The following is a 10,131-nucleotide window of genomic DNA, read 5'->3' as shown; positions in this document are numbered from 1 at the left end:
GCCGGGGCGCCGGGCGGGCAGGGCGCGCAGCCGGTCGCCGGCGCTCTCGTCGGGGACGACGATGATGACCTGGGGGTCCATCGCCGGGCAGCGGACGACGAGGGCGGCGTCGCGGGTGGCGGCGAGGCAGTCCTCGGCGAGCCGGTCGCGGTCCTCGACGGTGGACTCGGCGATGTAGACGCACGCGGTCTCGACGTCCAGGAGACCCGGCCACAGCCCGGCGGCGACCCGGCGGGCGGCGACGGTGTCCTCGACCATGAGGAGCTGGAGGATCGCGAGCCGCAGATCGGCCGCCGCCCGGCGCAGCCTGCGTTCGGTGGCGTCGGCCTCACGGGTGCGCAGCACGGCTTCGAGGACGGCGGCGGTGTGGGCGACGACGTCGGAGGCGCCCGGGCCGAAGGGGTCGGCGCGGGAGACGGCGAGGAGCCAGGGGTGCGCGGGAGCGGGCCGTATCACGCGGACGAGGCGGAGATACCGGTCGTCCCCCTCCCAGGAGGCGGCGGCGAGGCGGCCGTCGAGGACGTCGGCGGCGGGGGTGCCGTCCAGGGACAGGGGGTGTCCGGCGACGGGGGTGGCGGCGTTGTCGTACAGGGCCGCCTCGGCGTCCAGGGTGCGGGCCAGCCAGGCGACGGTGCTCTCCACGCCGTGTCCCGCGGTGGGCCGCAGCAGCGCGAGCAGCTCCTCGGCCCACCGGGGGCCGTCCTTGTCCCGGGGCGTCATCTCTCCGCGTCCTTCCTGTCCTCCCCCCGCGTCGACCAGGGACGTTACACGCCATATCCCCCCGGCGGGTCCCGGGCCGGTGGCGGTGGCCGGTGCGGCATAGGCTCGCCTCATGGCGAAGTACTACGACGTGCACCCCGACAACCCCCAGCCGCGCACCATCTCCCAGGTGGCCCAGGCCGTCCGGGACGGTTCCCTGATCGCGTACCCCACGGACTCCTGCTACGCGCTGGGCTGCAAACTGGGCAGCAAGGAGGGCATCGACCGCATCCGGTCGATCCGCAAGCTGGACGACCGGCACCACTTCACGCTGGTGTGCCAGGACTTCGCGCAGCTCGGCCAGTTCGTGCAGATCGACAACAACGTCTTCCGGTCGATCAAGGCGTCCACGCCCGGGAGTTACACGTTCATCCTGCCGGCGACCCGCGAGGTGCCCCGGATGCTCCAGCACCCGAAGAAGAAGACGGTGGGGGTGCGCATCCCGGACCACACGGTCACCCAGGCGCTGCTGGCGGAGCTGGGCGAGCCGCTGCTGTCCAGCACGCTGCTGCTGCCGGGCGAGGAGGAGCCGATGACGCAGGGCTGGCAGATCAAGGACGAGCTGGACCACGTCCTGGACGGCGTGCTGGACTCCGGGGAGTGCGGGACCGAGCCGACGACGGTGGTGGACTTCTCCGAGGGCGAGGCGCAGATCGTGCGGTACGGGGCGGGGGACGCGTCGCGGTTCGAGTGAACCGTAAAGGGCGGTTCATGAACTGAGGGCCCCTCTACGGGGTGTTGATTGAAGCATGCAACAGTGACGCCCATGACCTCAGTTCAGGCAACCACTGTCGACATCACCACCGAGGACGGCGTCGCCGACGCCTATTTCGTCCACCCCGAAGGCGCCGGCCCGTACCCCGCCGTACTGCTCTACCAGGACGCCTTCGGGCTGCGTCCGCACCTGAAGTCCATGGCGGACCGGCTCGCGGGCGAGGGTTACGCCGTGCTCGTCCCGAACGTGTTCTACCGGCACGGTCGCGCCCCGGTCTTCGAACTGCCCGAGTTCATCGACCCGCAGGCGCGGCCGGAGATCTTCGAGAAGATCTGGCCGGTCATGCAGTCGCTCACCACCGAACTCGCGATGAAGGACGCCGCCGCCTATCTGGACTGGCTGGCCGCCAGCCCGGCGGTGATCGACGGTCCCGTGGGCCTGACCGGTTACTGCATGGGCGCCCGGCTGTCGCTGCTCACCGCAGGCACCCACCCGGACCGCGTCGCGGCGGCGGCCGGCTTCCACGCCGCCGCTCTGGCCACCGACGCCCCGGACAGCCCGCACCTGCTCGCCGGGAACATCACGGCCGAGGTGTACTTCGGCCACGCCGACCAGGACAACTCGATGCCGCCGGAGGCCGTCCGGACCCTGGAGGAGGCGCTCACCGATGCCGGTGTCCGCCACCGCACCGAGGTCTACGAGGGCGCCTTCCACGGCTACACGCAGGCCGATACGGCGGCGTACAGCAAGGAGGGGGACGAGCGGCACTGGGCCGCGCTTCTCGACCTCCTCGGCCGTACCTTCTGACACCGCACTCCGACGCCGCACCAGGGCGCTCGCGGGACTTCTCCCCGCGGGCGCCTTTCGCATGGCCGCCCGAATATGCCAATCGGAATAAAGAGGGCCAAGCCTTGAACTTCCGCGCCCAGAATTGCGTATCGGCACGCGAGAGACGCACAACTATCGACTCTGGGGGGAGTTGGCCTATGTCTGTGGAAGGCACGGTGGACGGGTTCCGTTACGGGGCCGTCACCCCGATCGCGGCTTATGTGATGGCGTGCCTCGGAGGCGCGCTGGGCCTTCGCTGCATCGTCCGTTCGCTGCTCAACACGCAGTCCTGGAAACCGGGCTGGCTCGCGCTCGGCGCGACGTCGATCGGGTGCGGGATCTGGACGATGCACTTCATCGCGATGATCGGGTTCCGGGTGGTGGAGACCCGCGTCGGCTACCACGTCGGGCTCACCGTGCTGAGCCTCGCCATCGCGGTCGTCGTGGTCGGCATCGGCGTGTTCATCGTCGGCTACCGGGGCGCGAGCACCCGCACGCTGCTGTTCGCGGGGGTCGTGACCGGGCTCGGGGTGGCCGCGATGCACTACCTCGGCATGGCGGCGATGCACCTCAACGGCCGGATCAAGTACGACCCGCCGACGGTCGCCGTCTCCGTGCTGATCGCGATCGGCGCCACGACCGCCGCGCTGTGGGCGGCCGTCTCCATCCGCGGTTTCCTGCCCAGCCTCGGCGCGAGCCTCGTGATGGGCGTCGCCGTCTCCGGGATGCACTACACCGGCATGGCGGCGGTCAGCGTCGAGGTGCACGGGACGACGGCGTCGTGGGCCGGCGACTCGCCGACCTCGCTGCTGCTGCCGATGCTGATCGGGCCGGTGATCTTCCTGTTCCTCGCGGGGGTCGTGGTCATGTTCGACCCGCTGCTGGTGCTGGGGGACGGCGAGTGGAACCGCCCGCTGGCCGGGCGGAAGTCGGCCGCCGTCCCCGAGGCGTTCAGCCCGCCGACGGCGTGGGACCGGGAGCGGACGCGCAGCGGCGGCTGAGGGGTGTCCCGGAGGATGTCATGACCGCCTCGGCCGGGCATGCTCGACCCATGTCCAAGATCATCCTCATGTCGGACCCGAAGGTCGCGGCGATCCCCGTCGAGGACCGCGACGAACCCCTGGTCGACGTCCGCGAGACGCTGCGCACCGACACGCTCTGCCAGGACGCGACCGGTGCCTACGCACACCTGCGCGAAGGGGTCCTCACCCGCCTGCTCACCGCGCAGACCCACCTCCCGGACGGCCTGCACCTCCTCTTCGTCGAAGGCCACCGCCCGCTCGCTCTCCAGCGCGCCTACTTCGAGGAGTACTCCGCCGAACTCCGCGCGGCCCACCCCGACTGGCCCGCCGACCGCGTCCACACCGCCGCGAGCCGCTACGTCTCCCCGCCCGGCATCGCACCGCACAGCGCGGGCGCCGCCGTGGACCTGACCCTCGTCACCGCCGGGGGCGAGCAGCTCGACATGGGCACGCGGATCAACGCGAGCCCGGAGGAGAGCGCCGGCGCCTGCTACACGGACGCCCCGGACATCAGCGGCGCCGCCCGGGACAACCGGCGGATCCTCGCCGAGGCGCTCGGTGCGGCGGGGCTCGTGAACTACCCCACGGAGTGGTGGCACTGGTCGTACGGCGACCGGTACTGGGCGCTGGCCACCGGGGCGCCGAGCGCGTTGTACGGGCCGCGGGAATGAGTCGCGGGCCGGGGTGGTTGGCAGGGGAAACGAGCAGGGAGCGCGCATGAGCAGCGGTTTCGTGGCGGAGTGGGAGAAGTGGCACCACAAACGGGAGGAGACGCTCACCGGCCCGCACGGATTCCTCGCGATCACCAGCATGCGCTGGCTCTCCCCCGGACCGGAGCGCTTCGAGGACGCGCCGGGCGTGTGGTCGAGCGGCGACGAGGGCGTGGTCGTGGAGCTGGCGGAGGGTGAGGAACTGGCCCTCGACGGCGAGACCCTGACCGGCCGGCACTCCTTCGGTGTGCTCCCCGAGCGCGCCAGCGTGTACGTCCGTGCCGGGGACGCCGTCCTGGAGATCGCCAAGCGCGGCGGCAGCGACCTCCTGCGCCCCCGCCACCCCGGCAACCCGCTCCGCACGAACCACCGCGAGACTCCCACGTACGCCCCCGACCCGCGCTGGGCGGTGCCGGGCCGCTTCGTCCCGTACGACACCCCGCGCGAGGTGACGGTCGGCGCGGCCGTCGAGGGCCTGGAGCACGTGTACGACTCCCCCGGCCAGGTCGAGTTCGAGCTGGGCGGCACCGTCCACCGGCTGACCGCGTTCAACGGCATGACGCCGGGCAGCCTGATGGTGCTGTTCACCGACGGGACGTCCGGCGTGACGACGTACGCGGCGAACCGTGCCCTCCACATCGCCGCGCCGGACCCGGCGGGCGCGGTGACGGTCGACTTCAACCGCGCCGGGAACATGCCGTGCGCGTACACGGACCTGGCGACCTGCCCGCTGCCGCCGCGCGAGAACCGGCTGCCGGTGGCGGTGGAGGCGGGCGAGAAGCTGCCGTTCGAGCGGGGCGGGACCGCCTGAGCCGCGGCGTTCAGGGGCGGGCGGCTCGTTCCCGGGCCGCCCGCCCTCGCCCCCGACTCCCCGTCAGGTTCGGGCCATTGCTACGGTGCCTCCGTGTCAGCCTCCTCACGCGATTCCGCCTCCGGCGCCGGCTGGGGCGAGGCCTCCCCGGGTACCTACCGTCAGCTCATGCCCGAGAAGACCGAGAAGATCTCGTGGCTGGACCCGCGCACCTTGTGGGCCGCGCGCAACGGGGTGGTGGCGTCCTGGCTCGGCGATCCCACCGGCTCGACGAGAAGCCGGTGGGTCGCGCAGCGGGCGGCGGCCGGGGCGCCGGCCGACAAGGTGATCCGGCGGGACGACCCGGACCGGTTCTCGTTCATGGTGATCGGCGACACGGGCGAGGGCGACGATCCCCAGTACGCGGTCGTGCCCGGGTTCCTGAAGGCGAGTCGGGGGACGCGGTTCGCCGTCGTCGCCAGCGACGTCATCTATCCCGTGGGCAGCGCCGCCGACTACGGCACCAAGTTCTTCCGCCCGTACGCGAGTTATCCGGCGCCGATCTACGCGGTGCCGGGCAACCACGACTGGTACGAGGATCTCGGCGCGTTCATGCGGGTGTTCTGCGGGGACGCGCCGCCGCTGCCCGCCGAGCCGAAGCCGCGTGCGCTGACGAAGGCGTGGCTGCGGTCGCTGCTGTGGCACCGGGCGCGGCCGGGGGACGGCGAACAGCTCGACGCGGTGCGGGAGTCGCGCCGGGAGCAGGCCGTGCAGCCGGGGCCGTACTGGGCGATCGACGCCGGGCCGGTGCGGATCATAGGCATAGACACCGGGCTGCTCGGGACGCTCGACGCGGAGCAGGGGGCGTGGCTGCGGGAGGTGTCGCGGGGGCCGCTGCCGAAGATCCTGGTCACCGGGTCGCCGCTGTACGTCGACGGTGAGCAGCACCCCTGTGCGATCGAGGGCGGCGGGACGGTCGACGAGATCGTGCGGGCACCCGAACACCGCTATGTCGCGGCGATCGGCGGGGACATCCACAACTACCAGCGCTATCCGGTGCGGCTCGCGGACGGCCGTACGCTCCAGTACGTCGTCTCGGGCGGCGGGGGCGCGTTCATGCACGCCACGCACACGATTCCGCGGGTGGCGGTCGCGGGGGTGAGCGAGGCGGACTTCCGGTGCTATCCGCTGCGGGGTGACTCGCTGGCGTTCTACGCGGGGCTGTACGGGCGGCGGCTGCGGCTGGCGCGGTTCTTCCGGCTGAGCGAGGAGGAGGCGACGGCGGTGATCGCGGAGCGGCTCGGGATGCCGCCGACGCGGACGCCGGGGCCCGGGGTGCGGCTCACCCGGCGGATCAGGCTGGTCGCCGCGCTGCTCGGGGTCGCGGGGAGACCGGAACGCCGTAAGCGGTTCCGGCTGCCGGTGCGGAAGATCTACACGCAGCTCTTCTCGCCGAGTTCCGCGACGTACAGTCCGCCGTTCTTCAAGAGCTTCCTGCGGCTGGACGTCACGCCCGAGTCGGTGCGCATCCGGTGCTTCGCCGCGACCGGGAACCTGGCCCAGGAGGTCGATCCGCCGGTCGAGGACGAGGTGACCGTCCCGCTGAACCGGAATGCGTGAGGCGCGGCGCGGGTTGGCACGGTCGTACACACCGTGACAGTTGGAGAGCCCATGCCGTCCACCCCTCGCCCCCTGCGCAAGCTCGGCTTTCTCACCATCGGCCTGTTCGACGAGGGCGACCCTCGCGCGGGCCACGAATCCACCCTGGAGATCATCGAGCTGGGTGAGCGGCTCGGTTTCGACAGCGCGTGGCTGCGCCACCGTCACCTCCAGTTCGGCATCTCCTCCCCCGTCGCGGTCCTCGCCGCCGCGTCCCAGCGCACGAGCCGTATCGACCTCGGTACGGCCGTGACGCCGCTCGGCTGGGAGAATCCGCTGCGCCTCGCCGAGGACTGGGCGACGGTCGACCTCCTGTCCGGCGGGCGGCTGAACCCGGGGGTCAGTGTGGGCCCGCCGATGCAGTGGGACACCGTCAAGGGCGCCCTCTACCCGGACACCGCCGACGCCGAGGACTTCTCCTACGAGCGGGTGCGCCGGCTTCTGGGCTTCGTGCGGGGCGAGTCCGCGAGCGACTTCAGCGGAGTGCAGGGGTTCGAGATCTTCTCCGACAAGGTCCAGCCCCAGTCCCCCGGCCTCGGCACCCGCATGTGGTACGGCGGCGGCAGCCTCGGCTCCGCCCGCTGGGCCGGGGAACACGGCATGAACTTCCTGACGAGCAGCGTCGTCAAGGCGGAGGAGTCCGAGGACTTCGCGCAGATCCAGCTCTCCCACATCCGGGCCTTCCGCGCCGCCCACCCCGCCGGCGACTCCGCCCGCGTCTCCCAGGGCCTCGTCGTCATCCCCACCGACTCCGCCACCCCGGCCCAACGCGCCAAGTACGAGGAGTACGCGGCGAAACGCCTCCCCCGCACCACCACCCCCCAAGGCCCGGCCCGCCTGCTGTTCGCCCCGGACTACGTGGGCACGTCCGAGCAACTCGCCGAGCGCCTCCACTCGCACGCCGCGTTCCGCGAGATCGACGAGGTCGCCTTCGCTCTCCCCTTCACGTTCGACCACGAGGACTACGTACAGATCCTGACGGACATGGCGACGAACCTGGGCCCGGCACTGGGCTGGAAGCCGTCCTCCAGCCCGTCCGGCGTTTGAGAACCATCCCCACCACACCAAGGCCGCCCGTCGACACCCCTATGCCCCATATAACCGATATGCGTATCGTAACGATAGTGGAACATCCCACAGTTCGGCTGCCTTGAGGCGAAACGCACCAGATGATTGTGAGGCTCGTCACGTCGGCTAAATCCGTTTTTCAAGGGGTCCCCGTATGGCACAGACGCCAAGCAGGGCAAGATGGTCCGAACGGCTTCTGCAAGTTTCCACATGGGTTTCCATGGTACGGAATTTCTGGTGGACCCTCCTGACGGTTGGCGCCCTAGTCACAGGCCTGTACTTACTGCTCAATAATTCAGGCCTCTCGGACAGCGCCCGCGACACACTCCTCGGAGTGACGGTTGCAGCTTTCTGCCTACCAGTGGGCGCACTGCTTCATCGGTACGTGTTTCGACGCAGAGAAACACCCCTGGGGTACCGCTTGCGGAAGATGTCTTTCACGTATTCGTTCGACCCGGACGACCTCAGACGTCAGAAGCAGGAGGTCGAGATCGAGATCGAAGCACGTCGGGACAATGTCACTCTCTTCTCGAACAGATACAACTGGTCGGGACAGGGAGGCGCATCACAGATTTCCCTGACGAGCAACGCGCAAGTACTGCTGGACAATCCCCGGATGACAGTCCAAGGGTGGCGCTACTACTACGTGCATTTCTTGAACCCTTTGCTCCAGGGTGAAACCGCTCAAGTCTGCGTGCTTCAGAACCTGTTCGACGAAGGGGAGAAGTTCGAGCCGCATCTGTCCAAGCACGTTCGCGAATCCTTGAGCGAGCTGTTCCTGCGCGTGATTTTTCCCGATGGCCACATGCCCGCCAAAGACGAGTTCTACGTCGTGGAACGCAAAGGGTTTCGAGACGGGAAGACAATTCAGCGAGTCGACTTCGAATATGACGTGGCAACTAAAGTCGTGTCCGCGAGGATCAAAAAGCCGCGTAAAGGAAACACGTACAGCATCGAGTGGAACTGGAGTTATCCGGCCGCGATCCCGTAACCTTTAGGACGTTACTTTCTTCTGCTAGACTGAGAAAGCAACGACAATCACCAAGGAAGGCAACAAGGATGATGAACGACTAGTCGCGCAATCACCTCTTGTGATCAAAGGGTGCCGGATATCGATTCCGGCACCCTTCCTTTTTCCTGCTCCCGTGAATCGGCCCGACCTCCATGATCCCTCCAGGATCGGTTTACGGCCTCTCCACCCGGAATCCCCCACTCCTGCCCCCGCCGTCGGATATCGTCCGCCCGACGACGCCTCAGGAGGCTCCCCCATGCGTATCCGCACCGTCCTCGCCGCCACCTGCGCGGCCCTCGCGCTCGGCACCACCACCGCACAGGCCACACCCCCGGGCCCCGGGGTGACCGCGAAACTCCTCGCCCAGAAGACGGTCGACGGCAAGGACTACATCGTGCGCGAACTGACCATCCCGCCGGGCCAGTCGACCGGCTGGCACTTCCACGACGGCATGGTCTACGGCCTGATCGAGGAGGGCACGCTGAGCCACTTCGACGCGACGTGCGGCTCCGACGGCGTCTACACGCCGGGCCAGATCATCCAGGAGGGCCCGAACTACACGCACATCGGCCGCAACCTGGGCGACACCCCGCTGGTCCTGAAGGCGCTGTACGTCCTGCCGCACGGCGCCCCGTACTCGGAGGACGCCCCCAACCCGGGCTGCGACTTCCAGTGAAGCCAGGGGGTTCGCCGTCCCGAACCGTGTTCCTGACGGCGGCCCCCTTCACACACTCCCTCAGCCTCGCGCGCGCAGCACCTCCAGCGCCCGGTCCGCGTGCTGGTTCATCCGCAGTTCGCTGCGCACGACCTCCAGGATCGTCCGGTCCTGCCCGATGACGAACGTGACCCGCTTGGTCGCCATGAGGGCGAACCCGCGCTTCACCCCGAACCTCTCGCGCACGGCGCCGTCCACGTCGGACAGCAGCGGCATCCCCAGCGTGTGCTTGCCGACGAACTCGTTCTGCTTGTCGACGGTGTCCCCGCTGATCCCCACCGGCCGAGCGCCGACCGCCTCGAACTCGGCGGCCAGATCCCGGAAATGGCACGCCTCGGCGGTGCACCCGGGGGTGAGCGCCCCCGGGTAGAAGAAGAGGACGACCGGCCCGTCGGCAAGCAGCTCGGTGAGGCTCCGTACGGTTCCGGTCTCGTCCGGCAGCGAGAAGTCCTCGACGACGTCACCGGTCTCGGGTGCGCGGCTCATGGCCAGTCCCTCCTTCACGTGGGGTTCCGCGCGATGCTACTTGCCCTCCTCACCCCCTCCGGCGGCACCCCTTCCGTACTGTCCCGGCGTGATCCCGAAGGCCCTGTGGAACACGTCGACGAAGGCACTCGCGGACGCCCACCCGCACCGGTGGGCGACAGCCGTGACGGGTTCACCGCCGGCCAGCATGCGCAGCGCGTGGTACAGCCGCGACTGCGTACGCCACTGCGGAAAGGTCATCCCGAGGTCGGCCCGGAACAGCCGGCTGAGCGTGCGCTCCCCGGTGCCGGTCGCGGTCGCGAGCTGGGCGAGGGTGCGGGGGTCGGCGGGGTCGGCGTGGACGAGGCCGCAGACGGCGGCGAGGCGG

Annotated in this window: 11 protein-coding genes and 1 pseudogene; 9 read left to right on the top strand and 3 right to left on the bottom strand. The window is 69.8% G+C overall.

Annotated elements, in window-relative coordinates:
- Nucleotides 1-720: pseudogene (locus ACVNF4_RS26420) on the bottom strand (PucR family transcriptional regulator); the annotation flags it as partial.
- A gap of 112 nt (nucleotides 721-832) precedes the next feature.
- Between ACVNF4_RS26420 and ACVNF4_RS26415 the strand changes: the two are divergent.
- From ACVNF4_RS26415 to ACVNF4_RS26375, 9 genes are all read left to right on the top strand, one after another.
- Nucleotides 833-1,453, top strand: coding sequence for an L-threonylcarbamoyladenylate synthase (locus tag ACVNF4_RS26415; protein ID WP_355874348.1), 621 nt, complete (start codon nucleotides 833-835; stop codon nucleotides 1,451-1,453).
- A gap of 72 nt (nucleotides 1,454-1,525) precedes the next feature.
- Nucleotides 1,526-2,281: a dienelactone hydrolase family protein gene (locus ACVNF4_RS26410; protein WP_461805370.1), complete on the top strand. Its 756-nt coding sequence runs from the start codon at nucleotides 1,526-1,528 to the stop codon at nucleotides 2,279-2,281.
- Between the two features lie 185 nt (nucleotides 2,282-2,466).
- Nucleotides 2,467-3,303, top strand: coding sequence for an MHYT domain-containing protein (locus tag ACVNF4_RS26405; RefSeq protein WP_461805371.1), 837 nt, complete (start codon nucleotides 2,467-2,469; stop codon nucleotides 3,301-3,303).
- Between the two features lie 50 nt (nucleotides 3,304-3,353).
- Nucleotides 3,354-3,995: a M15 family metallopeptidase gene (locus tag ACVNF4_RS26400; RefSeq protein ID WP_461805369.1), complete on the top strand. Its 642-nt coding sequence runs from the start codon at nucleotides 3,354-3,356 to the stop codon at nucleotides 3,993-3,995.
- 46 nt (nucleotides 3,996-4,041) lie between these two features.
- Nucleotides 4,042-4,845, top strand: coding sequence for a DUF1684 domain-containing protein (locus ACVNF4_RS26395; protein ID WP_461805368.1), 804 nt, complete (start codon nucleotides 4,042-4,044; stop codon nucleotides 4,843-4,845).
- A gap of 93 nt (nucleotides 4,846-4,938) precedes the next feature.
- On the top strand, nucleotides 4,939-6,444 hold the full coding sequence (locus tag ACVNF4_RS26390) for a metallophosphoesterase family protein (RefSeq protein ID WP_461805367.1): 1,506 nt from the start codon (nucleotides 4,939-4,941) through the stop codon (nucleotides 6,442-6,444).
- 51 nt (nucleotides 6,445-6,495) lie between these two features.
- Entirely contained in the window at nucleotides 6,496-7,530 is a 1,035-nt protein-coding gene (locus ACVNF4_RS26385; RefSeq protein ID WP_461805366.1) for an LLM class flavin-dependent oxidoreductase, read from the top strand.
- Nucleotides 7,531-7,705: 175 nt separating this feature from the next.
- Nucleotides 7,706-8,542, top strand: a complete 837-nt coding sequence (locus ACVNF4_RS26380) for a hypothetical protein (RefSeq protein ID WP_461805365.1) — start codon at nucleotides 7,706-7,708, stop codon at nucleotides 8,540-8,542.
- Nucleotides 8,543-8,819: 277 nt separating this feature from the next.
- Complete coding sequence (locus tag ACVNF4_RS26375) at nucleotides 8,820-9,239, top strand: cupin domain-containing protein (protein ID WP_461805364.1); 420 nt, start codon at nucleotides 8,820-8,822, stop codon at nucleotides 9,237-9,239.
- A 60-nt stretch (nucleotides 9,240-9,299) separates the two neighbouring features.
- On the opposite strand, the gene ACVNF4_RS26370 is transcribed toward ACVNF4_RS26375, so the two are convergent.
- Nucleotides 9,300-9,764 (bottom strand): peroxiredoxin, encoded by a 465-nt coding sequence (locus ACVNF4_RS26370; RefSeq protein WP_461805363.1) that lies wholly within the window; start codon nucleotides 9,762-9,764, stop codon nucleotides 9,300-9,302.
- A 36-nt stretch (nucleotides 9,765-9,800) separates the two neighbouring features.
- The coding region (locus tag ACVNF4_RS26365; RefSeq protein WP_461805362.1) for a helix-turn-helix transcriptional regulator at nucleotides 9,801-10,131 on the bottom strand (331 nt) is incomplete at its 5' end.

It is taken from the genome of Streptomyces sp. S6, from assembly GCF_054880855.1.
Note: the sequence above shows the minus strand (reverse complement) of the source record. Positions and strands in the feature narration are given on the sequence as shown.

Bases quoted from the DNA above. Each gene is read 5' to 3' on its own strand.
- ACVNF4_RS26415 (WP_355874348.1), top strand. From the start codon at position 833: ATGGCGAAGTACTACGACGTGCACCCCGACAACCCCCAGCCGCGCACC.
- ACVNF4_RS26410 (WP_461805370.1), top strand. From the start codon at position 1,526: ATGACCTCAGTTCAGGCAACCACTGTCGACATCACCACCGAGGACGGC.
- ACVNF4_RS26400 (WP_461805369.1), top strand. From the start codon at position 3,354: ATGTCCAAGATCATCCTCATGTCGGACCCGAAGGTCGCGGCGATCCCC.
- ACVNF4_RS26395 (WP_461805368.1), top strand. From the start codon at position 4,042: ATGAGCAGCGGTTTCGTGGCGGAGTGGGAGAAGTGGCACCACAAACGG.
- ACVNF4_RS26385 (WP_461805366.1), top strand. From the start codon at position 6,496: ATGCCGTCCACCCCTCGCCCCCTGCGCAAGCTCGGCTTTCTCACCATC.
- ACVNF4_RS26380 (WP_461805365.1), top strand. From the start codon at position 7,706: ATGGCACAGACGCCAAGCAGGGCAAGATGGTCCGAACGGCTTCTGCAA.
- ACVNF4_RS26375 (WP_461805364.1), top strand. From the start codon at position 8,820: ATGCGTATCCGCACCGTCCTCGCCGCCACCTGCGCGGCCCTCGCGCTC.
- ACVNF4_RS26370 (WP_461805363.1), bottom strand. From the start codon at position 9,764: ATGAGCCGCGCACCCGAGACCGGTGACGTCGTCGAGGACTTCTCGCTG.